We start from the raw sequence: 26,763 nt of genomic DNA, 5'->3' as shown, positions 1-26,763 counted from the left end.
ACACTGATTTCGGAAGCGTGACATTGGCCGCGTCTGATAGGCGCGCCCTTGTTTTTCGGTCGGGGGCTATTTCCGACCGTCCCTAACTCTACAAAAAGAGGAAGGCTAAGGCATGCCTATGATCGAATCCCAGCCGGCCACTGAGGCCACCGAAAGCGCTGCCGACGCATACCAAAACGCCATTCTGCCCAAAGTATCCAGAACCTTTGCACTCACCATTCCCCAATTGCCGCCGGCCTTACGCCGTGCAGTCACCAATGCGTACCTGCTATGCCGTGTCGCCGACACCATCGAAGACGAGCCGGCCCTGTCTGCCGAGCAGAAGTTGCGTTACGAGGATGGGTTCATCGATGCCGTCACTGGCCGCATCGACCCGCAGCGCTTCGCGGCCGAACTGGCGCCGCTGTTTTCACAGGAGACCTTGCTGGCCGAGCGCGAGCTGGTCAGCCAGTTGCCGCTGGTGCTGCAAGTCACTCAGGACTTGAAGCCAGCGCAGCGCCTGGCGATTATCAAATGCCTGAAAATCATGTCCCACGGCATGCGCGACTTTCAGTGCTGCGTGGGGCAGCAAGGACTGGAAACGCTGCGCGATCTGGATTGCTACTGCTACTGCGTGGCCGGCGTGGTGGGCGAAATGCTCACCGAGTTGCTCATCGATTTCGATCCTTCCGTGGCCAGCCAACGGGAGCGGCTGATGCGTCTGGCGGTGTCCTTCGGCCAGGGCCTGCAGATGACCAATATCCTCAAGGACCAATGGGAAGACTACAGCCATGGCGTGTGCTGGCTGCCACAGGATGTCTTCGCCCGGTATGGCGTGCATCTGGCAGACATGCAGGCGGGTCAGGAGGGTCAGGAGGGTCAGAAGGGGGCGATGTCCGAATTGATCGGCGTGGCCCATGCCCACCTGCGCAACGCGCTGGAGTACACGCTGGCCATTCCGATCGAGCAGGCGGGGTTCCGCCGTTTTTGCCTGTGGAGCATCGGCCTGGCCGTCATGACGCTGCGCAAGTTGCAGCAAAACCTCAATTTTCGCGCCGGTGAGCAAGTCAAGATCTCACACAAAACGGTGGCCAGTATCATCGCGCTCACCCGATTGAGTGGGAACTCCAACAGCGGTTTGCGCTGGCTGTTCGAAACGGCCGCCCGCAAGCTTCCATTGACACTGCTGTCTGCGGAGTGGAATGCCCCCTCGGAGGGGAAAATCAATTGGCCGAAAAGTGCCATTCCCTATTGCACCGAAACGATCTGGTGCACCTCCACCGACACCGATGATGTGCAGCCATGAGGGAGTGTTCCGCCTCTATTGACGCTGTCGTTGCCAACAGCGCGCGGGTACCCGAAACCACTGTGTTGGATTCGGCCATTGCCCGTGCGCGTGCTGCGCTGTTGGCACGTCAACGTGCTGATGGCCACTGGTGTTTCGAGCTGGAGTCCGACTGCACGATCACCGCCGAATACATCCTGATGATGCATTTCACGGATGAGATCGACGAGGTATTGCAGGAACAGATGGCCCGCTACCTGCGTTCGACTCAGGTCCTCGAGGGCCATGGCGGGTGGCCGCAGTATGTGGGCGGTGCGATCGATCTGTCGTGCACGGTCAAGGCGTATTACGCACTCAAGGTCGCTGGCGACGCGCTCGATACGCCACACCTGTGCCGTGCCCGGGAAGCGGTACTGGCGCTGGGTGGCGCCGCCAAAACCAATGTGTTTACGCGCATCCTGCTGGCAATGTTCGAGCAGGTGCCCTGGCGCGCGGTCCCTTATTTGCCGGTCGAGATCATGTTGTTTCCGCGCTGGGCGCCTCTGCACATCGAGAAGACCTCGTACTGGGCACGGACGACCCTGGTGCCCTTGACCATCCTCTGTTCGCTCAAGGCCCGTGCGATCAATCCCGGGCGAGTCAGTATTCGTGAGCTGTTCGTTACTCCGCCGGAACAGGAGCGTAACTATTTTCTCCGTGGTGGCCTGTTGAACCGGCTGTTCCTCGGGCTGGACAAGCTGGGGCGCGGACTCGATCGCTGGATGCCGGGGGGGCTGCGCCGGCGTGCAATCCGCAAGGCGGAAGCCTGGTTCCTGCCGCGCTTGAATGGCGAGGATGGCCTCGGGGGCATTTTTCCGCCGATGGTCAATAGCTACGAAGCGATGATCCTGCTCGGCTACCCCAAGGATCACCCGGCCCGGCATACGTGTTTGCGTTCGATCCAAAAACTGGTCGTCCATCGCGCCGACGGATCAGCGTATTGCCAGCCATGCGTTTCGCCGGTGTGGGATACCGGCTGGAGTGCAATGGCCTTGATTCACAGCGACGACAACACGGCGACCGAGGCGGCCATCGTGCGGGCCTGCGACTGGCTGGTGCAGCGACAGGAGCTGGAATGCAAGGGCGACTGGGTGGCGCGTTCACCCCGGGCGGCGCCGGGTGGCTGGGCCTTTCAGTACGCCAACGCCTACTACCCCGACATTGACGACACCGCGTTGGTGGCGGCGTTGTTGCACGTGCTGGATCGCCGCCGGGGTCAGCCCGGACACCATCGCCAGAGCATCGATCGGGCCACGGACTGGATGCTGGCCTTGCAGTCGAAGAACGGTGGCTTTGCGGCCTTCGACGCAGACAACACGTATTACTACCTCAACGCGATTCCCTTCGCCGACCATGGCGCACTGCTTGACCCGCCGACCGAGGATGTCTCTGGCCGTGTGGCCGCGTGCCTCGGCGTGCTGGGGCGCGATCAGGACCGTGGCGGCCTGCGTCGCTGCGTCGATTATCTGCGCGCCACCCAGCGGGCCGACGGCAGTTGGTGGGGGCGGTGGGGCAACAATTACATCTACGGCACCTGGAGCGCGCTGTCTGGACTGGCGCTGGCAGGTGAGGATCTCCAGCAACCTTATTTGCGCAAGTCCGTGGAATGGCTGCGCACGCGGCAGCACGATGACGGCGGGTGGGGCGAGAGCAATGACAGCTACATCGACCCGAGCCTGGCCGGCACCAACGGTGGCGTCAGTACACCTCACTCGACCGCGTGGGCGGTGTTGGCCCAGCTGGCGATGGGCGAGGTCAAGTCCGATTCGGTGCGCAGCGGCATCCAATGGCTGCTCGCCTGCCAGCAGCATGAAGGACTCTGGTCTCATCCCTCGCACAACGCACCCGGTTTTCCACGGGTGTATTACCTCAAATATCACGGCTACGCTGCGTATTTCCCGCTGTACGCGTTGGCCCGTTTTCGACACCTGCTCAGCCAGTCAAGGGCGCAAAGGTGAGACTGCACTCGCTGGGTATCGTGGTGGCATTGAAGGCTGAAGCGGCTGCGTTGACGACCCAGACAGTACACCCCGACTGCATCGTGCCCCTGTCAGAGGGCTGCGGTCTGTGGCTCAGCGGCATGGGGCAGGACGCTGCTCGCAAGGCGGCGCTGGCCTTGGCCGATGCCGGGGCTCAGGCGCTGGCGACGTTCGGTGTTGCCGGTGCTCTGAATGGCAGCTTGCGCACCGGCATGTTGCTCTGTCCGCACAGCGTACTCGACGAGCAGGGGCATATTTACCCGGTGGATCCTGTTTGGCGCGACCGATTGCAGCGGCGACTGACCGACGCGGCGTTGCCGACGGTGTTTGATGTCACCTTGCTCAGCCTGCCCGGACCGCTCTCCACCGCCGCGGCAAAAATGGCCGCGCAGCAGCGCTACACCGCAGCGGCGGTGGATATGGAAAGCGCGGCGGTGGCGGCGGTGGCGGCGAGTCGCGATCTGCCATTCATCGTGCTCAGGGCCGTCATCGATGAACGCGATGATGAACTCCCCGAGGCGTTGCAGGCTGTGATTGATCCTTGGGGTCGACCCCGCGTGCCGCAACTGATCGCGACCTTGGCCCGCCGCCCCTGGTTGCTGGCTGGTTTGCCCGGACTCTCATCACGCATGAACAGGGCCATCGGTGCATTGCGCGCAGCCGCGACGGCAGCCCGAACCTGGAAGCGCGAACCTCCTTGCGGTGTACAACAGCATGATAAAAGCCGTCGCTGAATCCTCCGCGTCCGTCAGCCGCACTCGGCGTCTACGCAATAAGCTGGTCATGACCAGCATCGCGCAGCGCTGCATCGTGTGGCTGGTGGATGCCAGTGGTCGTCACCCGGTTATTGTCCTGCTGTTGGCGATAGTGCTGGCGGCGGCGAGTCTGACGGGCGCCACCACGCGCCTAAGTATCGATACGGATTCTGATCACCTGTTTTCCGCAGACCTGCCGTGGCGTCAGCAGAGCCTGGTGTTCGCCGGCCTGTTCCCGCAGTTCAGCGATACCCTCATCACCGTCGTGCATGCACCAACGGTGGAGGAGGCGCGAGAAAATGCCCTCACATTGGCCAATGGTCTGGCGGCCGACCCGCGCCACATACGCTCGGTGTCCACGCCAGGCATCAGCCCATTCTTCGACCGCGAAGGCTTGATGCTGCAGTCGTCCAGCGATTTATTCGATGTCCTCGACAGCATGGTGCAGGGCAGTCAGCTACTGGATCCGCTGGCCAGCGATCCCTCCGCCCGTGGCCTGCTCAAGGGCCTGAATATGCTGGTCGAAGGCGTGAGCTACGGCATGGGCGACTACCTCTCAACCTACGATTCCGCGCTGGGCAACATTGCCAAGACTCTGGACGACAGCCTGAATGGGCAGGCTTCGCCGTTGTCCTGGCAGGCGTTGTTGACACCCCAGCTGGTTGGTCATAGCGGCGGTCTGGAACTGGTGCTGATCCAACCGGTGCTCGACCACGATGCCCTCGAACCTGGCCAGGACGCCACTCAGGCGATGCTGAACATCGTTGCCAACCTGCCCGATGTGAAAGCAGGGCGGGTCCGAGTGAATTACACCGGTTCGGTGCCATTGTCCGATGAGGAGTTTCGCTCCCTGACCGACCGAGCGGCACCCATCACCATCGGCAGTGCGCTATTGGTGATTTTCTGGCTGGTATTGGCCCTGCGTTCCTGGCGACTGATTGTGCCGGTGTTGCTGACCCTGGTCGTGGGCCTGGTCTACACGTTGGGCTTCGCCGCGTTCGCGGTTGGCCGCCTGAACCTGGTCTCGGTTGCCTTCGCGGTGCTGTTCATTGGCCTTGCTGTCGATTTTGGCATCCAGTTCGGTGTGCGCTTTCAGGCACTGCAGTGCGGCGACCGAGATTTCGCCGACACCCTGCACCTAACGGGCCTTCAGGTCGGCGGGCAAATCGGCCTGGCCGCGTCGGCAACCGCCTGCGGTTTCCTGGCCTTCGCACCGACCCCTTTCAGCGGCATGGCCGAACTGGGCATCATCGCCGGCGTCGGCATGCTGTTGGCGCTGGTGTGTACCTTGACGGTATTGCCCGCGCTGCTGGGCCTGCTGGCAAAGGGACCGCAGCACACTGACGTCGTGCTGCCCGGTGGCACGGCGGCCGATAGCTGGTTGGCACATCGCCGGATGCCGGTGCTGGTGGTTTTCGCGTTGCTGGCGGTGGCCGGCCTGTGGAGCACCGTCAGCATGCCCTTCGACGCCAATCCGCTGCATACCAAGCGCGCGGACAGCGAGGCCATGCAGACCTTGAGCGCGCTGATGAACGACCCGAACACCAACCCGTTCACCCTGAACGTGCTGGCGGCGGATCTACCGACCGCTCGCCGTCTAAGTGAACGTCTCGGTGCGCTGCCCGAAGTCGCGCAGGTGGTTTCAGGCTCGGACTTCGTTCCCGAGGGCCAGGACGACAAGCTCGAACAGATCAAGCAGGCGTCGGACCTGATGTATTCGGTACTGAGTCCCCACGCGCTGAGACCGCCCGCCACGGTCGCCGAGTTGCGCGCCACTGCACGTGACACCAACGCCGCGATTACCAGTGTCTCCGGCGACGTGCCGCCACATGCGCCGTTGCTGCACATTGGTCAGTCACTGGGCCGGTTGGCGCAGGCACCGGACAGCGTTCTGCTGACGGCCAACCAATCACTGGCGCGGTTTTTGCCGCAGACGTTCAAGGCGCTGAATGACTCGCTTTCCGCTCAACGCATCACCCTGCAGCGGCTGCCGGACGAACTCAAACGTGACTGGTTTACTGCCGACGGTCGGGTGCGGATACAACTGACGCCGGGCGATCAGGCGCAAACGACCGCCGGGCTACGCCGGTTCGTCGAGGCGGTTCATGCGGTGGCACCCCTGGCCGTCGGCTCGGCGTTCGATACCGTCAAGTCGGCCGACACGGTCCTGGAGGCGTTTAAGCAAGCCGCTGTCTATGCCACGCTGGCCATCGCTGTGGTGCTGATGGTGGTCCTGCGGCGGGTCCGCGACACCGTTCTGGTGATGGTTACCTTGTTGATGTCGGCCTTGCTGACGGCACTGCTGGTACGCTTGCTCGGCCTGTCGATCAACTTCGCCAACATCATTGCATTGCCGTTGTTGCTGGGCGTCGGCGTGTCCTTCAACGTCTATTTCGTGATGAACTGGCGCAGTGGCATGCGCCAGTTCCTGGGATCGCCCACCGCGCACGCGATCTTGTTTTCGGCGCTGACCACCGGCACTGCGTTCGGCTGCCTGGCCATCGCCCGCCATCCTGGTACAGCCAGCATGGGCCTGGTGTTGCTGCTGAGCCTGTTCGCCGTGCTGCTGTCGACCTTCGTGTTTCTGCCGGCCTTGTTGTATAGCCTATCCGGGCCTGACCGGTCACAGCCTCAATGACGTATAGAGCGTTTAAGGGGAGGGGTACGAGTATTTTCAGCCCAATACTTTGCCTGAGATCCTGACAGAAGGCCTTATACTCGCTCGAGTCGCTGAGCATAGCGTCCCCCATTTCGCAGGAGTTCCGGCTATGCCCGTGACCGGCGCACGCCTTACCAATCGTCTGACCCAGCTGTGCTTCGTTGCCGGGGCCGCTCTGGTTCCCATCGCCGCTCACGCGGCTGATGACGACCCGTGGGAAGACGTCAATCGCGCTATCTACCGCTTCAACGACACCCTCGACACCTACACACTGAAGCCGTTGGCGAAGGGGTATCAGTTCATCACGCCGCAGTTTCTGGAGGACGGCATCCATAACATGTTCAGGAACATCGGCGACATTGGTAACTTTGCCAACGATGTTTTGCAGGGCAAAGCTCATGCCGCAGGTGTCGACACCGCTCGTTTGCTGTTGAACACCACGCTGGGTGTGGCGGGCTTCTTCGACGTCGGTACCAAGATGGGCTTGCAGCGCAATGATGAGGACTTTGGCTTGACCCTCGGGCACTGGGGTGTACCGAGCGGTCCGTACGTGATGCTGCCGTTACTGGGGCCTAGCACGGTGCGCGATGGCATCGCCAAGTACCCGGAAACCTACACCGCACCGTACCGCTACATGAACGATATCCCTGCCCGTAATACCATCTTCGCGGTCGAGACCGTCGACACCCGCGCCAGTTACCTGTCGGGCGAGAAAGTGATCACCGGCGATAAATACACCTTCATCCGCAACGCCTTCTTGCAGAGCCGCGAGTTCAAGGTCAAGAACGGTAAGGTGGAGGACGACTTCTAGGCATCAAACTCCCTGTCCGGTATCCATAACGCTGACATCAAGCGATCGGGATATCGGATAGGTAACCTGCGCTCGATGGCGCGTAGGCGTTGTCTTAAACCAGGTTCTCTCGAATCCTCGAATCCAGCGGTCAACATTTGTTACTTCGATATCCTGCCGGGCATTGAACGACAGTGCCTGATCCCAGGCGACGCCATTGCCTTCGGCAAACACCACGCGATATTTCTTGATGGCGTCGGTGGGGGCTTGAGCCAATTCAGCCTTCAGCATCGGAATACCCAGCCTTTATCGATCAATACGCGCGAGATTGTTCTTGATTCGCAAACACTGAAGTCGCTGAGAATGGAATTGTTGGGGTAGTGACGGGCTTGTAGCCTGCATTACGCCGAACGCTACGATTTGCCAAGGATCGAGTGGAGCCCAAGCCAGGGCCCATCAAGACAGACACCTTCTTGTCATACCTTGTTTTCGGACTTTTGCCCTTTCGGGGGTTTGGCTCCTAATAAAAATTCAGCCGACCGGCTCGGCCGTACAACTCATTTCCCCAGAGCCTGGTTTCTGGAAAAATACCACGTTGCCGCTTTGCCAGAAGCTGTAATTCCCCTGGTAATCCTTGCCGGTGTAATGGGTTCCCGAATCACTCTGCACCTGGCTCAGGGTGATCGAGGTGTTCGCCCATTTCAGGTACACGACGCCAGGCTGCGTGCTAAAGAAGGTGGCGGCAATCAGCGCGTTAAACCCTGTACAACGAAAAGCCAGGGGGCCTTCGGTGAGTCTGTCTGGATCCTTGGTTCTCACAATTGCCGAGCCTTGGCGTAGCTGGTGCGCGCGCTCGGCATAACTTCGGATCGTGCACGCCTTGGGCGCAGGCTCGGAGGCACACTGATTGCGGGCATCGATCCAGAACTGCTGGTCGATCATGACCTTGTCTGGACGCGGTACTGAATGTTCATCCGTGAGCGCCAGGCGATAAAGACGCGTCAGTTCGATATCCATCTGGGCCAGTTGGGGATCGCGACAGATAAGCTTTTCGACGGATGCCCTTGCCTTGGCGCAGTCGAAGCTGGTCTTGAAGATTCGCGAAGGGGACGCAGCATTTGCACAGGTGCTCGTCCCCGCGCACACGCTGGCAGCGAGCAGACAGGTGACAAGGGCCATGACCGTTTTCATGTTGGCTTCACCCAGATCATTACGTGATGCCCGGATTACCGTGGGACCTATCGATCCGTTAAACAGTCATTCGTTCGCATTGGGTGCATCCGCAGTGTAAGTCAGTGCTCAAAACTTGTCACACCGCCCGGCGGCCGACACGCTGGAGAAGCAACTGACGCAGCTTCGTCGGGCTCCCGTCGCCAAGCGCAAGAGGCGGGTCGGAAAACCCACGGCGTCGAAGAGCGCTCCCTGAGGGTGTTCCTTCTAAAACAGGCGCTGATACAGAACGCGCGAAATCAGTCTGGCTCCCTTCGTCACTCATACCATGCCACTTGAACGTATCAATGAGGGCTTCAATCTGATGCATGAAGGTAAATCGGTCCGCACCGTTGTCAAATACTGATGTGTGCCCTGGAGCTCAGGCTCCAGATACAGTTCGAATACTCCCTGATACTGGAGGTTTATCGTGAGCAACTTGAAGCTTCATCCTTCACTGGATAACGGAATAGAGCCAAGCGCTGCAAACTTCTCTGGAGGTACCCTGCAATGCCTGTGTCCGACCGATAAGGTTGAAATCAGGATTGACGCCCAGACCCTGCACAATCACGCCTGTGGCTGCAGCAAATGCTGGAAGCCCGCAGGTGCGAAATTCGCGGTCATTGCAGTTGTTCCACGCGATAAAGTCAGCGTCACCGCGAACGCTGAGAAGCTGGTCATCGTCGACGAGCGCGCGACTATTCAACGACATGCCTGCAAAGAGTGCCATGCACATATGTACGGCCGCATCGAAAATAAAGACCACGCGTTCTATGGCCTGGACTTCGTGCATACCGAGCTTTCTCCGCAAAAAGGTTGGGCTGCACCGGGCTTTGCAGCCTTCGTTTCGTCGATCATCGAAACCGGCACCCCGCCGGAGGACATGAAGGAAATTCGCGAAAAACTGCGCGCGCTCGGTTTGGAACCTTATGATTGCTTGTCGCCAGATCTGATGGACGTATTGGCTACGCAAGTGGCGAAGTTGAATGGTGTTTTGGCATCCAGTTAAACCCCATTTGCCGAATGTACTATTTGGCACGAGCCACCTTGGCTGAACCATTAGTGCAACGCCCTTCACCCATATCCGTTTCAGGTGAAGGGCGTTGCGTTCAAGCACCATCTTTCCGGAAAAGGGCGGTGTTTTGATGGGCATGATGGCGAGGAATCATCATTAATAAGATGATGAGTATGCAAGGAATTCCCATTGCTCCGGCGAGCAATATTCACATTCGTAATGCTGGGTATGGGAGGCGAGGGGGACGCAGCATTTGCACAGGTGCTCGTCGCCGCGCACACGCTGGCAGCGAGCAGACAGGTGAAAAGGGCCGTGACCGTTTTCATGTTGGCTTCACCCAAATCATTACCGCCCGGCGGCGGCTGGGTTGGAGGAGGGAGCTGTAACGCACAACAAATTATTTGTCATTCGCGCTCACGCGGGCTTCACTTTCTCCTCTATCTGCCGCACCGCCTCCGCATCAGCCCGGAGAAGCTTTAACTTCAGTTTTTCGAAGTCTTCGCTGTTCACCCAATCAATACGCCATAGCATGTACAGCATGCCCTGAGCCTTGTACAACGCTTCCAGGCGCTCGGCATGATTGTCAGTTCGGCGTATGTCATCTGTCGCTTCCTCCAGGTCATCCAGGGCCTGCGCTCTGTTCTTGCCATAGCTCATGATGGGACTCCTGATATGTTGTATTGCTCACCGCCTTGGTCACGATAATACGGTCGCCTCCCGGATTATTCTGGCCACCGCATGGCTTATGCAATGTTACGTACAAATCCCTGGTACAGCGCTGCATGACCTCATCGAACGACACAACCACTTGTTCATAATCATAGCGCCGGTCATGGGCAGCCGGCTCGCCAATGACGGGTGAGGAAGGTGAAGTCAGTCATTCAGACGCCTCGAGAAAGCAGTACCCGGAAGTAATTTTCCGAAACGGGGAACAATTTCCCGGTTTCGCATAATTAGTTCCTCGAATTTCGGAAAATTACTTCCGGGTACTGCAGCGGGCGAGTGAGACTACCGAACTGCTGCCGCACAGGTGAGCGCCGGTTTAACCATGAAAGGTGTGTTGGCCGGACGCTTGGTGCGCCAGTTAAAGCTGGCGGAGGATCGTCGATGAAAGTTCGATACTGGTAAGCAATGGCGAATCAACCAGACCCCGAGTCATGCATGTTGCACCGTGAGGTACAGGGTGAAGCGTTGACAGGGGAAACCGATGGGCCAGCCATTGAGCCGCGTAATCAGGAATCCGGGATGCCGATGCTGTTAAGCGAAGCAGAAGGCAATACGGAGCATGGCGTTATACGCCAGTCATGCTCTGATCCCGCGCGGTCGGAGACCCTGTGCATGAGCTATTGGCGCAGAGCTTAATGCCAGTCAGCTTAACTGACTGGCATTAAGCTCAAAGCTGCCGTTTTCCCAACCTACTCCTTAGGCCGCGCTAAACAGCTTGTGCGGATCCATGACGAATTTCTTCGGCACCCCGGCATCGAACTCGTGGTAGCCGCGCGGCGCGTCGTCCAGGCTGATCACCTGCACGCCGACGACCTCGGCAATGTTGATCCGGTCCCACATGATCGCCTGCATCAGCTGACGGTTGTACTTCATCGTCGGGGTCTGGCCGGTGTGGAAGCTGTGGGACTTGGCCCAGCCGAGGCCGAAACGGATGTTCAGGCTGCCATGCTTGGCGGCTTTGTTGACCGCACCCGGGTCTTCGGTAACATACAGGCCGGGGATACCGATACTGCCGGCGACCCGCACCACGCCCATAAGCGCGTTGAGCACGTCGGCCGGGGCTTCGTGCTGCGCGCCGTCATGGCCGTGGCCACGGGCTTCGAAGCCGACCGCATCGACCGCACAATCGACTTCCGGCTCACCGAGCAGGTTGGCAATTTGCTCGTGCAGCGGAGTGTCCTGGGTCAGGTCGGCGATCTCGAAGCCCTGAGCCTTGGCATGCGCCAGACGCAGCGGATTGACGTCGCCGACTATCACCACCGCCGCACCAAGCAGACGGGCGGAGGCGGCAGCAGCCATTCCGACCGGACCGGCACCGGCGATATACACCGTGCTGCCAGGGCCGACACCGGCGGTCACCGCGCCGTGGTAGCCGGTCGGCAGGATATCGGAGAGGCAGGTCAGGTCGCGGATTTTCTCCATGGCCTTGTCGCGGTCGGGCAGCTTCAGCAGGTTGAAGTCGGCATACGGCACCAGCACATATTCGGCCTGGCCGCCAACCCAATCGCCCATGTCCACATAGCCATAGGCACCGCCGGGGCGCGCCGGGTTGACCGTCAGGCAGACGCCGGTGTGCTGTTCCTTGCAACTGCGACAACGGCCGCAGGCGACGTTGAACGGCACCGAGACCAGGTCACCGATCTGCACGTTTTCCACGTCACGGCCCTTCTCGATCACCTCACCGGTGATCTCATGGCCAAGCACCAGTCCGACCTGGGCCGTGGTCCGACCACGCACCATATGCTGGTCGGAGCCGCAGATATTGGTTGAAACCACGCGTAGGATCACGCCATGGTCGATGCGCTTGCCGCGCGGGTCTTCCATTTTCGGATAGGGGATGGTCTGCACCTCGACCTTGCCTGCGCCGAGATACACGACACCACGATTACCAGACATGCTTTCACCTCGCTTTTGTTGTTGTGAGAACACGGCCCTTGTACTGCGAAGGGGCGCGCGGCCTTACAGTGCAGCGGTATATGTCTTGCGTTTGCGCGTGAATGCCGATTGGTTGGAAGTGACCTTCCAACGACGCGTGATTAGCAGTCATCACAATAATCCTACGCCTGGTATCAGCACCCTGCGAGAGCATTTAGCAGCCAATCACCACCAGTTTCTGGACTCTCAACTGCCAGCCTTGCTGGAGTGGGCTGAAGCCACTGGCCCAGCAACTCACCTCTACGTACAACGCAATTTGGAAGGACGACGAGACTTTGCGACAAGGGGCCACTGGGTGGCGCGGGCCCGATCGCCAGCGATACTGCGCGGCTCATGATTCCCTGAGATTGGTGTTCCAGCATGTAGAGTTCCTTCAGGAGTCTTGATCATCCGAGGGCTTGGTGCTGGCGTGAAGGTGGTCGGAGCGATTGGGGGGAATGTTGGATGATGTCGGATATTTAGCTCTGGCGATCGACTGCGCCGGGCATAAAACGCCTGCACAACGCAGAACAGATGTACTAGCAAGCTTGCTTGCGATAGCGGCGTGACAGACACATGGATGCTGAATGTGCCGCCATCATCGCAAGCAGGCTTGCTCCTGCAGAGGACAGTGCTCGACCGTCAGAGGGCGTCGCGGGAGGGCTGGCCGTCCACCAGCCGCTGAATGCGCAGTGGATTGGCGTTCTTCAATGGCTCCGGCAACAGTCTATCGGGGTAGTTCTGGAAGCACACCGGGCGCAGGAAGCGATCGATGGCCAGCGTGCCCACCGACGTACCGCGCGCATCGGACGTCGCCGGATACGGCCCGCCGTGGACCATCGAATCACACACCTCCACACCGGTTGGATAGCCGTTAAGCAGGATCCGTCCGACCTTCTGTTCCAGCACCGCCGTCAGTTCACCGAACTGTTCGAAGTCTGCCGATTCGCCAATGATCGTCGCCGTCAGCTGCCCATGCAGGCCCTGCAGTGCGGCACTCAATTGCACCTGATCCGCCACTTCGACAAACACCGTAGTCGGGCCGAAGACTTCTTCCTGCAGCACTTCATCGCCCTCGATCAACAGGCTGACATCGGCTTTGAACAACTGCGGCTGGGCCTGGTTGCCCTGTTGCGCCTGGCCGGCCAGATGCTCGATGCCCGGATGTGCGAGGAGTTTTTGCAGGCCCTTGCCATAGCTGCTCAGCGTCCCGGCATTGAGCATGGTCTGCGCCGGCTGATCGCCGATGAAAACCGCGACCTGCTGCACGAACGCACTGAACTGCGGTGAGCGAATGCCGATCACCAAACCGGGGTTGGTGCAGAACTGGCCGCAGCCCTGAACCACCGAAGCGGTCAGGTCACGGGCGACCGATTCTGACCGTGCTTGCAACGCCTGCGGCAGCACGATCACCGGGTTGATGCTCGACATCTCCGCGAACACCGGGATGGGTTGAAGACGGGCTGCAGCCATGTCGCACAACGCCCGTCCGCCTTTGAGCGAACCGGTAAAACCGACCGCCTGAATCGCCGGATGCTTGACCAGCGCTTCACCGACGCCACCACCATAGATCATGTTGAATACACCGGCCGGCATCCCGGTTCTTTCCGCGGCGCGGATGATCGCATCGGCAACGAGTTCGGCCGTGGCCATGTGGCCACTGTGGGCCTTGAACACCACCGGGCAGCCAGCCGCCAATGCCGAGGCGGTGTCGCCGCCGGCGGTGGAAAACGCCAAGGGAAAGTTGCTCGCACCAAACACCGCAACCGGGCCGAGGCCGATGCGGTACTGGCGCAGGTCCGGACGCGGCAACGGCAGGCGGTCCGGTAACGCCCGATCGATCCGCGCACCGTAGAAATCCCCGCGACGCAGGACCTTGGCGAACAGGCGCATCTGGCCGCTGGTGCGACCGCGCTCGCCTTGAATGCGGGCGGCGGGCAGCGCGGTTTCGCGGCTGACCAGCGCCACAAAATCATCGCCCAATGCATCCAGCTCATCGGCAATGGCATCGAGAAACTGCGCGCGACGTTCGGCGCTCAGGCTGCGATACGCCGGGTAAGCGGCAGCGGCGAAATTGGCAGCGGCGTCGACTTCTTCAAGGGTGGCCTGGTGGAAACTGTAAGGCAGGTTATCGCCGGTGTTGGCATCAACGCTGTTGACGATGACAGTGCCAGTAGCGCTGCGCTGACCACCGATGTAGTTGTGGCCGATAATCGTGGACATTTCTGGCTCCAGAAAAGGATGTTCGAATCCCCTTGCGGGGATTTCAGGGCTATAGGGGAGGAGGGCAGGGATTCAGGTAACGGCGCCGATCTGCCAGGGCACGAATTCGTTCTGCCCGTAACCGTGCTGCTCGCTCATGCTGCGTTCACCCGAAGCGATGCGCAGCATGAGTTTGAAGATGGCTTCACCGCATTCTTCGATGGTCATGGTGTCTTCAGCGATCTCGCCGCAGTTGATGTCCATGTCTTCGCGTTGGCGGTTCCACAACGCGGTATTGGTTGCCAGTTTGATCGATGGGGAGGGGGCGCAACCGTAGGCCGAGCCACGTCCGGTGGTGAAGGCAATCAGATTGGCGCCACCGGCGACCTGGCCTGTGGCCGATACAGGGTCATAGCCAGGGGTGTCCATGAACACCAGGCCTTTGGCGCTGACTATCTGGGCATATTCATAAACATCGACCAGGTTGCTGGACCCTGCTTTAGCAACAGCACCCAGTGACTTCTCCAGGATGGTGGTCAAGCCTCCGACCTTGTTGCCGGCCGAAGGGTTGTTGTTCAGTTCTGCACCCATGCGCTCGCAATACGCCTCCCACCAATGAATCCGTGCAATGAGTTTCTCACCCACTGCGCGGTTGATTGCCCGGCGGGTCAGCAGGTGTTCGGCGCCATAGATTTCCGGCGTTTCAGAAAGGATTGCCGTGCCGCCACAGGCGACCAGTCGGTCCACCGCATTACCCAGCGCAGGGTTGGCGGTGATGCCGGAATAACCATCCGAGCCACCGCATTGCAGGCCAATGATCAGGTGCCTGGCACTGACGAGTTCCCGTTTGACCTGGTTAGCCTCCTCAAGCAACGCCTTGACCTGAGCGATGCCGCTGGCGACCGCTTTGGATGTGCCGCCGCTATCCTGGATGCTGAAAGTGCGCAGCGTATCGCTGCGGCTCAGCCCCTGGGTGCTGAGCAGCCCTTCGATCTGGTTGGTTTCGCAGCCCAGCCCGATCACCAGCACAGCGGCGAAGTTGGCATGGGTCGCGTAGCCCGCCAATGTACGGCGCAGCAACGCCAGGCCTTCGCCGGCGGGGTCTACGGCGCAACCGGCGGAGTGGGTCAGGGCGACCACGCCATCGACGTTGGGGTATGCCAGCAATGCGCCGGGGTTAATGTCCCGTCGGAAGTGGTCGGCTATGGCACGGGCGACGGTGGCCGAGCAATTCACAGAGGTCAGGATGCCAATATAGTTTCGGGTAGCCACGCGACCGTCCGGGCGCACGATCCCCATGAACACAGGCTCGCTGTTCAAGGGCTTGTCGGGTTTCACATCGAGGCTGAACGCATAATCACGGGCGAAATCGCCCATGGTCAGGTTGTGCACATGCACGTGGTCACCGGCCTCGATAACCTCGGTGGAAAAACCGATGATCTGCCCATAGCGACGCAGGGCCTGGCCTGCATCAATGCGACGTGCGGCGATCTTGTGACCGGCGGGTACAGGTTGACGTACGGTCACGCCTTCCTGTTCGAGGGCTTCACCCGGTATCAACGGCCGACGGGCGATCAGCACATCGTCCAGAGGATTGAGGCGCAGGACGGCGGCTGCACCGGTTTTCATGATCAATTCCATCGGAAACTCTCTGGCTATGAAGCGTGGGAGGTCGCTGGCAAACAGGCCGCGCCATGCCTTTGTTGCTGCACTATAAGAGCCCCCGGATGCTGCTGCCTAATGAGACCTTTGGATTGATCGATAACTTTTTCTCATCTTATTTGCCGTTATTGACAAAAAAATTCCTCAGTGATCGGCAGTTTCCCGTCGCAGCCTGGCGAATTCCAGCAAGGTGTCGGCGAATTCGCGGGCCGCTTCGGTCAGTGGTTCGTCCTTGCGCGTGATGATGCCGTAGTCCTGAGGTTCGACCTTGAACGGAGTGTTGAGCACTTTAAGCAAGCCACTCTGAACCTGCGACTGCACCATGGATTCGGGCAACATCGCGAGCATCGGCCCCGATTGCAGGAGTTGCAGGAAGGTGGGCATCGAGATGGTTTCGACGGTGTTGGTGGGCGTGCGCATGTTGAATTCGATGAAGGCGCTTTCCATCCGGCGCCGTATGGGCGCATTGAAGGGGTACATCACCCAGGGCCAATCGCTCAGTTGCTCGGTAGCCACTTCGTCGAACTGCGCGAGGGGATGACGACTGTTGACCACCAGACAAAAGGGTTCAGGTCCGAGTGCACGGAAGTCGAACGGTTGCTGATAACGCTCATCCGTGAAGCGGGCAATGATCAAATCGAGCTTCTTGTGCTCAAGCATTTCCAGCAGTTGATTGCTGGTTTGCTCAATCACTTCGATGGACAGCATGGGGCGGTCCAGCTTGATCCGGGTGATCGCCTCGGGCAGCACGACCGAAGTCGCGGCGAAAATCGCGCCGACTTTCAAATGACCATGTCCACCTTTGCGCAATTTATTGAGCTGATCGACGAATGACTGCGTGTCGTCGAGCGTCATCCGGGCATAGCGGACCACGAACTCGCCAAGTTCGGTCAGGGCCATGCTGCGGGTTTGCCGTTCGAACAACGCAAAACCGAGTAACAGCTCGACGTCGCGCAACATCTTGCTGATGGCTGGCTGTGTCAGATTCATCAGTTCGGCAGTGGTGTGCATGTTGCGGGTCTTGGCCAAAGTGTCGACCAATATCAAATGCTTGATCTTCAGCCATTTGCTCACGCTGGCGAATGAAATCTCGTCGTTTTCCATAAAGAGGCTCGATCTGGTTGATAACGAAACGATATCAAACACTGAAAATATGTCATTGGGATTTATCAGACAAGTCCACTAGTTTTGCCGGGTCGTCATCGAATTGACCTGGACCTATATATGCCCCATCTGAAATTGACCTGTAAAAACACCCTGCCGATCGATGGGCTGGAAGGCACTCTGATCGGTCGTGCCTGGGTGCCTGGAGAGGCCGCTGGCCCCTCGCCGGTAGTGCTGCGCGCCGACGGTGTGTTTGATTTGTCGAAGGTGTTCCCGACATTGAGTGATCTGCTGGAAAGCGCTTCACCGCTTGAGGCTGTTCGTAGCACTCGCGGTGAATACATCGGGAGTCTTGAGGCATTGTTGGCCAATACGGGCCCCGGGGCCGATACCGCCAAGGCTTTTCTGTTGCCGCCGGCTGACCTGCAGGTGATCAAGGCTGCCGGTGTGACATTCGCCGCTAGCATGATTGAACGCGTGATTGAAGAGCAGGCGGGCGGTGATGCAGTCAAGGCCGAAAGTGTACGCAGCCTCGTCAAAGCGGCTATCGGCGACAACCTGAGTTCGATCAAACCGGGTTCAACCGAAGCCGCCCGGCTGAAGGCCTTGTTGATCGAGCAGGGGCTTTGGTCACAATACCTGGAAGTCGGCATCGGCCCTGATGCCGAGATATTCACCAAGGCCCCCGTCCTCGCTTCCGTCGGCAGCGGTAATGAGGTGGGTATTCATCCCAAATCGAAATGGAACAACCCTGAGCCGGAAATAGTCCTGGCGGTAAACAGCCGTGGCCGGATACAAGGCGTAACCTTGGGCAACGACGTCAATCTGCGCGACTTCGAAGGCCGTAGCGCATTGCTGTTGAGCAAAGCCAAGGACAACAATGCGTCATGTGCGATCGGCCCGTTTATTCGCCTGTTCGACGAAGGCTTTTCTCTGGATGATGTGCGCCGCTGCGTGGTCGATCTGGTCGTTGAGGGTGATGACGGTTTTATCATGCGCGGCAGCAGTTCGATGGAGCAGATCAGTCGCGACCCGCTTGAGTTGGTCGCGCAGACTGTGGGCAGCGATCACCAGTACCCGGACGGTTTCATGCTGTTTCTCGGCACGCTGTTCGCCCCGACACAAGACCGTGAAGAGCCGGGCAGTGGCTTCACTCACAAGCCGGGCGATAGCGTTAGCATCGGGAGCCCGTTGTTGGGCACGCTTCACAATCGCGTCACCTACAGCAATGAAGCCACACCCTGGACGTTTGGCCTGCGTGCATTGATGGGCAACCTGGCCGCTCGGGGTCTGGTGGCAGGTAAATCACTCCACTGATTTGCCTGCCAGAGGTTCCTGGCAGATAAAAACAGTGGTCGCTGGACAATAATAATAAGGCACACAAATGATGACCAAAAACACCACAAGACCGGATCACGCGGCAGCCATCGAGAGCGCCATTGCCAAGTGTCGATGGAAGTTGTTGCCGTTCCTCGCTTTAATGTTTGCCCTGGCAATGATCGATCGCTCCAACGTCGGTTTCGCCAAGGCGGCACTGCAGACCGATATCGGCTTGAGCAATGCGGCCTTCGCCCTGGGTGCGGGTATTTTCTTTATCGGTTATGCCATCTTCGAAGTGCCGAGTAATCTGATGTTGCACCGCGTCGGCGCGAGAGTCTGGCTCAGCCGGATCATGATCACCTGGGGGCTGGTGTCCGCCGCCATGATGTTCACCCGGGATGAAACAACGTTTTACGTGCTGCGCTTTCTGCTCGGCGTGGCCGAAGCGGGTTTTTCCCCGGGTGTGATCCTGTACCTGACCTACTGGTTTCCGGCCCAGCGTCGCGGCCAGGCTATCGGCATCTACTATTTCGGCTTGCCAATGGCCTTGATGCTGGGCAGTCCAATGTCGGGCTGGTTGCTGGAAATGCATGACATGTTCAACCTGACCAACTGGCAATGGATGTTCCTGGTGGAAGGCCTGGCGGCGGTCGTCGTAGGGATCATTGCGCTGTTCTACCTCAAGAGTAAGCCACAGCATGCCCCTTGGCTCACCCGCGAAGATAAAGCGGCCCTGAGCCAGGAGATCGAGGCTGAAGACAAGCTGAAACTGGCCCATGGCCCGACCAACCTGCTGAGTCTGATGCGCAACAAGCGGGTGCTGAAGTTCATCCTGATCTACTTCAGCGTTCAGGTCAGTGTGTACGGGGTCATCTTCTATCTGCCGACCCGAATTTCGGAGCTGCTGGGGACCAAGGTCGGCTTAGAGGTGGGTATGTTCATTTCATTACCATGGCTGTGCGCTGCCATCGCCATGTACTTTGTGACGCGTTATGCCGACCGGCATGGGGCTCATCTCAAGATGGCGATGTGCATGCTGGGCATGGCTGCCCTGGGTATTGCGGCCTCGGCCTTGCTCAACAGTTTTGCACCGGTACTGCTGGCTTTCTGTTTCGCAGCCGTCGGTTTCGTGACCGTTCAACCGCTGTTCTGGACGCTGCCGACCGGCTACCTCGGTGGGGTTGCCGCGGCCGGTGGTATTGCCCTGATTGGATCGATGGGCAACATCGGCGGCTTTGTTGCGCCAATGCTCAAGGCCAATATGGAGGTCTGGTTCACCGATCCACGGGCTGGGATGTTGTCGCTGTCGGCAGCGGGGTTGGTGGGAGTTTACCTGCTATGGACATTGCGCGCGCCAAAGGGGCAACTGCAGGTCAATCAAGGTCCGCTGGACAGGGTGGCGAGTAGCGCCCGGGTACCTTCGAATCCTTGAAATCACAATAGACCGTCTAGTCCTGAAATAGGTTTACACCTGTTTCACCCTAACGCTCGATGACGCTGAACTCGCCTTACGCGACGTTCATGGTCTTGATCGTTCCCACGCAGAGCGTGGGAACGATCAACCGATAAAAATAGCCGATGCCTTTTAAGGGCTTCGGCTTTTTTTTGTCGATAAATCCTGCCGGCGTCCGGCATCCGTGCGGTTTTGTGCAAGTCAGCTTTCGTCTTTGGTAATTGGTGCCTCGCAGCCATCCCCCTATCTTGAGTTGGCGATAACACCCGGCAACGATCGGGTGTTGCTCAAGAGCTCTGTCCTACAAGAAGCGTTTTCGCTACCTGCCAATAAAAAACGAGCCTGGGAACAATCATGAAACTCTACGAACTTTTCGGTTACGACCGTCACGGTGCAATCAGCGAGCTCGACACGGCGCTCAACAAAGGAAAGCTCAACACCAAGGACGTCAGTTTTTCCGCGTTGGGGTTCAACGCACCGGCCTGGGTGGCCGCCTCGTCGATGTCGATCCTCTATTCGATCTCCGGTCACCAGGCACCCCTGGCGATCCTGATTGCGTTTTTCTTTCCCATGTTGGTGCTGGCCGTGTGCATGGTTTCGCTGACACGTCAGGCACCGTCGGCAGGGGGCATCTTCACCTTTTGCTCGCGTTTTCTGCACCCGGATATTGGTTGCATCCTGGGTTGGACCTATGCCGTTGCCTGCATCGCCGTCACGCCGATGTGTGCGTTGATCGGCTCCGAGTACATCCAGGCGCTGATTCCTTCGCTTGCTGGCGAACTCAACGCGAAGATCATCAGTACGTTGTTGATCGTGACCTTCTTTGCTGTGTCGGTGCGCGGGGTCGGAGTGACCGCGAAGCTTGCCAGTACCTTTCTGGTTTTCGAAATAGCCGTGGTCGCCGGGCTAGGTTTCATGGGGTTCATCCATCCTCAGGTCGAGAACCTGTCGTTTGCCTCGATGTATTCGCTGCAAGGCGCCGGTGGTCTGGCGGCGATTGGCCCGGGAGTGCTGTTTGGTGTGTGGATGCTGGCGAACTTCGATTCGGCCATTAACTACATCGAAGAGGCACGCGTACCGGTTCGCACCGTGCAGCGTTCACTGTTGATCGTGCTGACCTCGGCCTTCGTGATCTACAGTCTGGCGGCCATCGGCTGGCAATACGCGGTTCCGGTGGAGCAGTTGGCTGCCATTGTTGAAAACGGCAACGGCGGGCCGATCGCCGCTGTCGCCAATGTCTACCTGCCACCGGCCATGGCCTGGCTGGCGTTGTTCGTAGTGATTACCTCGGCGTGCGCCGGCTTGCAGATTTCCTCCAATTCGTCGGCGCGCACGCTGTATCGGATGAGTGAGGAGGGGCATCTGCCGGGTGCGTTTAGCGCTGTCAATCGCTTCAAGGCGCCGTGGTTCACCCTGGGGCTAGTGTCGCTCGCCGGCATTGCCTTGCTCTGGTGGAAACCGCTGGACAAGATCGTTTGGTATTACGACGTGGTCACCATCACCCTGGTGATGTCCTACATCTCGGCGCTGGCGGCCTTCATGGCCATGACCTGGAAACAACACAAGGCACTCACTGCAACACTACTGTCGATCCCCGCATTGCTGGCGCTCTTTGTACTCGCCTACATCGGTTACACCGCAGGCGCCAACCCGGTCTCCCCGGACGATCTCTATACCGCCTGGTATTTGGGAGCACTGTCGCTGGTGAGTGGCGCGCTGATCGTGCTCTCGGGTAAACGCCGGCGCAGAGGTGCCAGTGCGATGCCGGCGAAGGCGTGATACGTCCTGAACATCCCTTTTTTATCGTCAATTCATCTGCTGATACCCAGGAGTAATCTTGATGGCCAATGACTTTCCGCAACCTCTGGACGCCGCCGTCATCCCCCGTTTTGCAGGCATACCGAGCTTTATGCGCCTGCCGATATTCACCGATCCGGCAGACGTCCAGATCGCCTTGCTGGGTATCCCCTGGGATGGCGGCACCACCAACCGCGCGGGCGCCCGGCATGGTCCACGGGAGGTGCGCAACCAGTCGAGCATGATGCGCAAGGTTCACCACGTCAGCCATATCGCACCCTATGATCTGGTGCGGGTCGGCGACCTGGGCGACGCGCCGGTCAATCCAATTGATCTGCTCGATTCCCTCAAGCGAATTGAAGCGTTCTATCGGCAGGTCCATGAGGTCGGTACGGTGCCGCTGTCCGTCGGTGGCGATCATCTGGTGACGCTGCCGATTTTCCGCGCCATCGCCCGGGACCGGCCTATCGGCATGGTCCATTTCGATGCTCACTCCGACACCAATGACCGTTACTTCGGCGACAACCTCTACACCCATGGCACACCTTTTCGCCGTGCGATCGAGGAGGGGCTGCTGGACCCCACGCGCACGGTACAGATTGGTATTCGCGGTTCGATCTATTCGGCAGAAGACGAAGACTTCGCCAAGGACTGCGGTATCCGGGTGATCCATATGGAGGAGTTCGCCGACATCGGCGTTGCCGCGACGATTGCCGAGACGCGACGCATCGTGGGCGACGAGCCGACCTACGTCACCTTCGATGTCGATGTCCTGGACCCGGCGTTTGCCCCGGGCACCGGCACACCCGAGATAGGCGGCATCACCACGTTGCAGGCGCAGCAACTGATCCGGGGCCTGCAAGGCCTGAACCTGATCGGTGCCGATGTGGTGGAAGTGTCGCCGCCCTTTGATGTGGGCGGGGCCACGGCGCTGGTGGGCGCGACCATGATGTTCGAGTTGCTGTGCATTCTCGCCGACTCAATCAAGCGTCGCTCGTAGAAGGAATCCATTGATGACTGCCTGGCCTGAGAACAAACGTTTTGCTGTGACCTTGAGTTTTGACCTGGATGCAGAAAGCGCCTGGGAGCCATCCAGCCTCGACGGGCGCCGGCTCTCGCTGCTGTCGATGGGCGCCTATGGACGCCGCGTTGGCGTGCCGCGCCTGCTGGAATTGCTGGCCCGCTACGGCCTTCGGGCGCAGTTCTACATTCCCGCTCGCGTGGCCGAGATCGACCCGGAGGTGGTACGCAGCATCGCAGCTGCCGGCCACGGGATTGGTTGCCACGGTTACTTCCATGAGCGTGTCGATGAACAGACGCCCGAACAGAATCTGCAGATTCTCAAGGACTCCAAGGCGCTGCTCGAAACCCTCCTGGATCGGCCGGTCACCCATTACCGCGCACCGTTGTGGGAGCTGACACCGGACGTCGTTGACTCGCTCATTGCCCTGGGCTTTCACAGCGATAGCAGCTTGATGGGCGATGACCGGCCGTACCGCGTCGGCAGCGCTGAAAAGAGTCTGCTCGAGTTGCCCGTCAGTTGGTTGCTGGACGACTGGGAGCAGTTCGCCTATTCAGCAGAGCCTGCGCTGGGCAGTGTGATCGAAGACCCGGAAAAGGTCTTTCGACTCTGGTCGGCGGAGCTGGAAGGAATGCGTCACTACGGCAGCCATTTCATCCTGACCATGCACCCGCAATTGATCGGCCGCGCGTCACGCATTGCGATGCTGGAGCGGCTGATCCAACAGATTCAACGCTATGACGATGTCTGGATCTGCACGCCTGACGATGTCTACTCACGCTGGCAGGCGGGCGATTTGACACTGCCGCTGCATCCTTACTGAGGACGGATCATGAACATACTGGTAACCGGGGCCAACGGATTTCTTGGCCAGGAAGTGGTGCGTCAGTTACTGGCTCAGGGTAACGAAGTGGTGGGCTACGACCGCAGCCTGGTGTGCGCCATCGAGCACGCTGCGTATCGTTACATACAAGGTGATCTGGCTGACCTGGCGAGTTTGCTGGAGAGCTGCCGGAGCCGTCCGCTCAACGCGATCGTTCATACCGCGGCGATCTCGCACCCGGTGGACTCTCGGCGTATTCCCCTGCAAACGGTGCTGACCAATGCACTGGGCACCACCCATGTGTTTGAGTGCGCCCGGCTCAGCGGTATTTCTCGGGTGGTCAATCTCAGTTCCGAATGCGCCTACGGGCCCAACCGGGAAATGGATGTGGTCGATGAGCGCGCGCCCCTTGAACCGACCACGCCGTATGGCTGTACCAAGGTGTTCACCGAAAAGCTCGGTCAGGTTTACAGCGACCTGTACCAGGTCAGCGTGGTGTCTTTGCGACCGGGCTGGATCTATGGTCCTGGCCAGTTCATGCAGTGCTACCTCAAGAGCATGCTCAGAAGCGCGATCGATAACGAGCCGTGGCATGAGGAGGAGGGCGGCGATTACCGCTTTCAGTACGTGCACGTCGTGGATGTTGCCCACGCTTGTGTACTGGCGGCCACTGTTCAGGAAGAGCGGTTGCAACAACGGGTGTTCAATGTGACGGCTGGTGAGCAGGGCAGTTACCGGGCGGTCGCGGCGCGGATTCGCAAGGTCTACCCCCATGCCCAGCTCAGCATCGGCCCCGGTACTTTGAGCGTACTGGATGAAAATGCGTGCTTCGACATTTCGGCGGCGGGCGAACAACTGGGCTACCGGCCCCGGTTCGACCTTCATGAAGGCATTGCCATGTATGCGCAGTGGCTGGAACAGCATCCTTACTAAATTCTCTGAAGGCTGAGGTCATTCATGAAAACCTATTTGGTAACCGGTGCTGCACAGGGCATCGGCCATGCGGTCGCGCTTGCTCTTGGCGAGCAAGGCAGTCTTGCCGTTCTCAATGATTTGCAGGAAAGCCCGGTGCTGCTGGCCTTGGCCGATGAGCTGCAGGCGCGGGGCGTGGAGGTGCGTCTTGCGCTGGGTGATGTCTCGGACCCCGCAACAGCAGAGCGTGCATTTGCCGGGCTGCAACGCCTGGATGTGCTGGTCAACAACGCGGGGTTCTTGCAGGAGGCGCCGCTGAACGAACTCAGTGTCGAGGCCTGGGACCGGATGATCCGTGTTCATCTCTATGGGACGTTCTTTTTCTGCAAACCGGCGGCGGCCCTGATGACCCGCCAGGGCAGCGGCACCATCGTCAATATCGCCTCTGACCTTGGGCAGCTCGGGTGCGCCAATCTCTGCCATTACTCGGCTGCAAAAGGTGGAATCATTGCGCTGACCAAGTCGTTGGCGCGAGAGTTGGCGGCCCATGGTATACGGGTAAACGGGGTTGCCCCCGGCGGCACGTTGACGCCAATGGTCGAACGCCTGGGCGAGGCTTATATTCGCGAAGAAGCGCTGCGTTACCCGATGCTGCGACTGGGAACGGCACAGGAAATTGCCGCCGCGGTGATCTTCCTGGCCTCGGAGCAGGCCAGTTTCATGACCGGGCAGATACTGGGCGTCAATGGCGGCGGTGTAATGAACGGCTGATTGCGGTCGCAAGCAAACACACGAGGAGAGGGCGGCATGCTGGTGAATTTGACGGATGTGGATCTGCGCATGCTGCGGATCTTCTGTGCGATCGTGGATGCCGGTGGTTTTACGGCTGCACAGGTCCCGTTGAACACCAGTCTGTCGCGCCTCAGCGTGCTCGTTCGAGACCTTGAAGTCAGGCTCGGCTACTCGTTGTGCAAACGCGGGAAAAGCGGTTTCCAGTTGACCGAAGAAGGCGAAGAAACCTACGCGGCAGCCCAGGAGCTGTTCGCCAACATCGGACATTTCCGCCAGCGCACGGCGGTGCTCAGCGGGCGCCATCGGGAGTTGTTGCGCATCGGCACGGTCGACAGCCTGATCACCCTCGAGCACAGCCCTGTACCGGCGGCCATTGCCCAGTTACGTGCTGCGCAACCCGGTGTCCATATCGATTTGCAAGTCATGCGTCCCGACGAACTTGAACAGGCGGTCCTTGAAGAGCGCATCCAGGTCGCCGTCGGCGCCTTCCACCACCGATTGTCGGGGCTTCATTATCAGGCGCTGTTCGAAGAGGAGCAGCACCTGTATTGCGGCAACGGGCATCCGTTTTTCCAGCGCCCTGATCAGGACCTGACGTATGAAGATTTAAGCGCAGCGGACTATGTCGACAGAGGCTATGTCGCCGAAAACAAACGACCGTGTGAGCTCAGGTTCGCCAGCGCGGTCAGCGCGTTTTCGATGGAGGCCATTGCGCTGCTGGTCTTTTCCGACACCTACATCGGTTACCTGCCCACCCACTACGCCGCGAGCTGGGTCGAGCGAGGCAGGCTTCGATCGATCATGCCGCAACGCCTGGCTTATCGTTCTGCCTTTCATTGCATTACCCGTCAAGGGGTAGAGCAAAAGAGTACGGTAAGCCGGTTTCTAGATAAGCTCACCGCTCATGCGAGGCTTCATCTGCCTTAGATCCCAAGGGGCAAAGCCGGCTGGAAGTCGGCGCAACATCCCTCGAAAACGCCAGGATTGAAACGACTGCCGGGCAAGAAGCACAGAGGCTGAACCTTGGGTGCTGCATTTGAAGCTTGAAACCGCACATGTCTGTCAGATCGGGGACGCGCCAGACAGATCAGGAGTTGGAGTGATCGGCCGCCTTGGCTTTGCTTTGAGCTACAGCGGCTTCAGCCTTCTGTTTCTGTGCAACCTGGTAGGCTTCCATCGAGACTTTCCGGGCTTTCTCCATGCGTGCGATGGTCCGGTCACCACCGCCACCTGTGGCCATAGCCAGAGAGGAAACGGTCAGAGCGGCGACGACGAAGAGAGCTTTCATGGATTTCATTTGGGTATCCTCAAGTGAGATTGGGTTAAC

General features: G+C 59.4%; 22 protein-coding genes and 1 pseudogene. 15 read left to right on the top strand and 8 right to left on the bottom strand.

From position 1 onward, the window contains the following. Positions 1-112: 112 nt before the first annotated feature. From AC07O1_RS11740 to AC07O1_RS11720, 5 genes are all read left to right on the top strand, one after another. A complete protein-coding gene (locus AC07O1_RS11740; protein ID WP_495088873.1) occupies positions 113-1,285 on the top strand; it encodes a phytoene/squalene synthase family protein in 1,173 nt (390 codons plus the stop codon). Further along, positions 1,282-3,261 carry a squalene--hopene cyclase gene (gene shc, locus AC07O1_RS11735; protein WP_495088872.1) on the top strand — a complete coding sequence of 660 codons (1,980 nt, stop codon included), beginning with the start codon at positions 1,282-1,284 and terminating at the stop codon, positions 3,259-3,261. The genes AC07O1_RS11740 and shc overlap by 4 nt, the downstream gene beginning before the upstream one ends. Further along, positions 3,258-4,016 carry a phosphorylase family protein gene (locus tag AC07O1_RS11730; RefSeq protein WP_495088871.1) on the top strand — a complete coding sequence of 253 codons (759 nt, stop codon included), beginning with the start codon at positions 3,258-3,260 and terminating at the stop codon, positions 4,014-4,016. The genes shc and AC07O1_RS11730 overlap by 4 nt, the downstream gene beginning before the upstream one ends. A gap of 49 nt (positions 4,017-4,065) precedes the next feature. After that, positions 4,066-6,675, top strand: coding sequence for an MMPL family transporter (locus AC07O1_RS11725; protein ID WP_495088870.1), 2,610 nt, complete (start codon positions 4,066-4,068; stop codon positions 6,673-6,675). Positions 6,676-6,805: 130 nt separating this feature from the next. Next, complete coding sequence (locus tag AC07O1_RS11720) at positions 6,806-7,507, top strand: MlaA family lipoprotein (protein WP_495088869.1); 702 nt, start codon at positions 6,806-6,808, stop codon at positions 7,505-7,507. A 3-nt stretch (positions 7,508-7,510) separates the two neighbouring features. Here the strand turns inward: AC07O1_RS11720 and AC07O1_RS11715 are convergent, their stop codons facing one another. Together AC07O1_RS11715 and AC07O1_RS11710 are read right to left on the bottom strand one after the other, a co-directional pair. Then, the gene (locus tag AC07O1_RS11715) at positions 7,511-7,777 is read right to left on the bottom strand and encodes a hypothetical protein (protein ID WP_495088868.1); all 267 of its coding nucleotides are present in this window, start codon (positions 7,775-7,777) and stop codon (positions 7,511-7,513) included. A 240-nt stretch (positions 7,778-8,017) separates the two neighbouring features. After that, the gene (locus AC07O1_RS11710) at positions 8,018-8,677 is read right to left on the bottom strand and encodes an MliC family protein (protein WP_495088867.1); all 660 of its coding nucleotides are present in this window, start codon (positions 8,675-8,677) and stop codon (positions 8,018-8,020) included. A gap of 274 nt (positions 8,678-8,951) precedes the next feature. Here AC07O1_RS11710 and AC07O1_RS11705 point away from each other — a divergent pair. Both AC07O1_RS11705 and gfa read left to right on the top strand, forming a co-directional pair. Further along, positions 8,952-9,062 (top strand): annotated as a pseudogene (locus tag AC07O1_RS11705) (hypothetical protein); the annotation flags it as partial. Between the two features lie 63 nt (positions 9,063-9,125). Continuing rightward, positions 9,126-9,704, top strand: coding sequence for an S-(hydroxymethyl)glutathione synthase (gene gfa / locus AC07O1_RS11700; protein ID WP_495012869.1), 579 nt, complete (start codon positions 9,126-9,128; stop codon positions 9,702-9,704). 420 nt (positions 9,705-10,124) lie between these two features. On the opposite strand, the gene AC07O1_RS11695 is transcribed toward gfa, so the two are convergent. The 5 genes from AC07O1_RS11695 to AC07O1_RS11675 all read right to left on the bottom strand — a co-directional run bounded on the left by AC07O1_RS11695 (position 10,125) and on the right by AC07O1_RS11675 (position 17,318). Beyond that, a complete protein-coding gene (locus tag AC07O1_RS11695; RefSeq protein ID WP_494992912.1) occupies positions 10,125-10,367 on the bottom strand; it encodes a hypothetical protein in 243 nt (80 codons plus the stop codon). Positions 10,368-11,132: 765 nt separating this feature from the next. Continuing rightward, a complete protein-coding gene (gene fdhA / locus AC07O1_RS11690) occupies positions 11,133-12,332 on the bottom strand; it encodes a formaldehyde dehydrogenase, glutathione-independent (RefSeq protein WP_494992913.1) in 1,200 nt (399 codons plus the stop codon). Positions 12,333-12,992: 660 nt separating this feature from the next. Further along, positions 12,993-14,573: an aldehyde dehydrogenase (NADP(+)) gene (locus AC07O1_RS11685; protein ID WP_495088866.1), complete on the bottom strand. Its 1,581-nt coding sequence runs from the start codon at positions 14,571-14,573 to the stop codon at positions 12,993-12,995. Positions 14,574-14,645: 72 nt separating this feature from the next. Continuing rightward, complete coding sequence (locus AC07O1_RS11680; RefSeq protein ID WP_495088865.1) at positions 14,646-16,193, bottom strand: UxaA family hydrolase; 1,548 nt, start codon at positions 16,191-16,193, stop codon at positions 14,646-14,648. 165 nt (positions 16,194-16,358) lie between these two features. Continuing rightward, the gene (locus tag AC07O1_RS11675) at positions 16,359-17,318 is read right to left on the bottom strand and encodes a LysR family transcriptional regulator (RefSeq protein ID WP_495088864.1); all 960 of its coding nucleotides are present in this window, start codon (positions 17,316-17,318) and stop codon (positions 16,359-16,361) included. Between the two features lie 120 nt (positions 17,319-17,438). Here AC07O1_RS11675 and AC07O1_RS11670 point away from each other — a divergent pair, with 120 nt between their 5' ends. The 8 genes from AC07O1_RS11670 to AC07O1_RS11635 all read left to right on the top strand — a co-directional run bounded on the left by AC07O1_RS11670 (position 17,439) and on the right by AC07O1_RS11635 (position 26,363). Beyond that, positions 17,439-18,635, top strand: a complete 1,197-nt coding sequence (locus AC07O1_RS11670; protein WP_495088863.1) for a fumarylacetoacetate hydrolase family protein — start codon at positions 17,439-17,441, stop codon at positions 18,633-18,635. Between the two features lie 67 nt (positions 18,636-18,702). Then, complete coding sequence (locus AC07O1_RS11665; RefSeq protein WP_495088862.1) at positions 18,703-20,070, top strand: MFS transporter; 1,368 nt, start codon at positions 18,703-18,705, stop codon at positions 20,068-20,070. 375 nt (positions 20,071-20,445) lie between these two features. Then, positions 20,446-21,870 carry an APC family permease gene (locus AC07O1_RS11660; protein WP_495088861.1) on the top strand — a complete coding sequence of 475 codons (1,425 nt, stop codon included), beginning with the start codon at positions 20,446-20,448 and terminating at the stop codon, positions 21,868-21,870. A 61-nt stretch (positions 21,871-21,931) separates the two neighbouring features. Continuing rightward, the gene (gene speB / locus AC07O1_RS11655) at positions 21,932-22,888 is read left to right on the top strand and encodes an agmatinase (protein ID WP_495088860.1); all 957 of its coding nucleotides are present in this window, start codon (positions 21,932-21,934) and stop codon (positions 22,886-22,888) included. 13 nt (positions 22,889-22,901) lie between these two features. Further along, the gene (locus tag AC07O1_RS11650; RefSeq protein ID WP_495088859.1) at positions 22,902-23,732 is read left to right on the top strand and encodes a polysaccharide deacetylase family protein; all 831 of its coding nucleotides are present in this window, start codon (positions 22,902-22,904) and stop codon (positions 23,730-23,732) included. Between the two features lie 9 nt (positions 23,733-23,741). Then, entirely contained in the window at positions 23,742-24,665 is a 924-nt protein-coding gene (locus tag AC07O1_RS11645) for an NAD-dependent epimerase/dehydratase family protein (RefSeq protein ID WP_495088858.1), read from the top strand. A 24-nt stretch (positions 24,666-24,689) separates the two neighbouring features. Beyond that, complete coding sequence (locus AC07O1_RS11640; protein ID WP_495088857.1) at positions 24,690-25,415, top strand: SDR family NAD(P)-dependent oxidoreductase; 726 nt, start codon at positions 24,690-24,692, stop codon at positions 25,413-25,415. Positions 25,416-25,451: 36 nt separating this feature from the next. After that, positions 25,452-26,363, top strand: a complete 912-nt coding sequence (locus AC07O1_RS11635; RefSeq protein WP_495088856.1) for a LysR family transcriptional regulator — start codon at positions 25,452-25,454, stop codon at positions 26,361-26,363. Positions 26,364-26,523: 160 nt separating this feature from the next. Here AC07O1_RS11635 and AC07O1_RS11630 read toward each other — a convergent pair whose 3' ends face one another. After that, the gene (locus AC07O1_RS11630; protein WP_494991706.1) at positions 26,524-26,733 is read right to left on the bottom strand and encodes a co-regulatory protein PtrA N-terminal domain-containing protein; all 210 of its coding nucleotides are present in this window, start codon (positions 26,731-26,733) and stop codon (positions 26,524-26,526) included. Positions 26,734-26,763: the final 30 nt, after the last annotated feature.

The organism is Pseudomonas sp. GW821-FHT07G10 (assembly GCF_059418545.1).
The sequence above is the reverse complement of the archived record's forward strand: the minus strand, read 5'-3'. Positions and strand labels throughout refer to the sequence as shown.

Coding starts and splice junctions, on each gene's coding strand:
- AC07O1_RS11740 (WP_495088873.1), top strand. CDS start 113: ATGCCTATGATCGAATCCCAGCCGGCCACTGAGGCCACCGAAAGCGCT.
- shc (WP_495088872.1), top strand. CDS start 1,282: ATGAGGGAGTGTTCCGCCTCTATTGACGCTGTCGTTGCCAACAGCGCG.
- AC07O1_RS11725 (WP_495088870.1), top strand. CDS start 4,066: ATGACCAGCATCGCGCAGCGCTGCATCGTGTGGCTGGTGGATGCCAGT.
- AC07O1_RS11720 (WP_495088869.1), top strand. CDS start 6,806: ATGCCCGTGACCGGCGCACGCCTTACCAATCGTCTGACCCAGCTGTGC.
- AC07O1_RS11715 (WP_495088868.1), bottom strand. CDS start 7,777: ATGCTGAAGGCTGAATTGGCTCAAGCCCCCACCGACGCCATCAAGAAA.
- AC07O1_RS11710 (WP_495088867.1), bottom strand. CDS start 8,677: ATGAAAACGGTCATGGCCCTTGTCACCTGTCTGCTCGCTGCCAGCGTG.
- AC07O1_RS11695 (WP_494992912.1), bottom strand. CDS start 10,367: ATGAGCTATGGCAAGAACAGAGCGCAGGCCCTGGATGACCTGGAGGAA.
- fdhA (WP_494992913.1), bottom strand. CDS start 12,332: ATGTCTGGTAATCGTGGTGTCGTGTATCTCGGCGCAGGCAAGGTCGAG.
- AC07O1_RS11685 (WP_495088866.1), bottom strand. CDS start 14,573: ATGTCCACGATTATCGGCCACAACTACATCGGTGGTCAGCGCAGCGCT.
- AC07O1_RS11680 (WP_495088865.1), bottom strand. CDS start 16,193: ATGGAATTGATCATGAAAACCGGTGCAGCCGCCGTCCTGCGCCTCAAT.
- AC07O1_RS11675 (WP_495088864.1), bottom strand. CDS start 17,318: ATGGAAAACGACGAGATTTCATTCGCCAGCGTGAGCAAATGGCTGAAG.
- AC07O1_RS11670 (WP_495088863.1), top strand. CDS start 17,439: ATGCCCCATCTGAAATTGACCTGTAAAAACACCCTGCCGATCGATGGG.
- AC07O1_RS11665 (WP_495088862.1), top strand. CDS start 18,703: ATGATGACCAAAAACACCACAAGACCGGATCACGCGGCAGCCATCGAG.
- AC07O1_RS11660 (WP_495088861.1), top strand. CDS start 20,446: ATGAAACTCTACGAACTTTTCGGTTACGACCGTCACGGTGCAATCAGC.
- speB (WP_495088860.1), top strand. CDS start 21,932: ATGGCCAATGACTTTCCGCAACCTCTGGACGCCGCCGTCATCCCCCGT.
- AC07O1_RS11650 (WP_495088859.1), top strand. CDS start 22,902: ATGACTGCCTGGCCTGAGAACAAACGTTTTGCTGTGACCTTGAGTTTT.
- AC07O1_RS11645 (WP_495088858.1), top strand. CDS start 23,742: ATGAACATACTGGTAACCGGGGCCAACGGATTTCTTGGCCAGGAAGTG.
- AC07O1_RS11640 (WP_495088857.1), top strand. CDS start 24,690: ATGAAAACCTATTTGGTAACCGGTGCTGCACAGGGCATCGGCCATGCG.
- AC07O1_RS11635 (WP_495088856.1), top strand. CDS start 25,452: ATGCTGGTGAATTTGACGGATGTGGATCTGCGCATGCTGCGGATCTTC.
- AC07O1_RS11630 (WP_494991706.1), bottom strand. CDS start 26,733: ATGAAATCCATGAAAGCTCTCTTCGTCGTCGCCGCTCTGACCGTTTCC.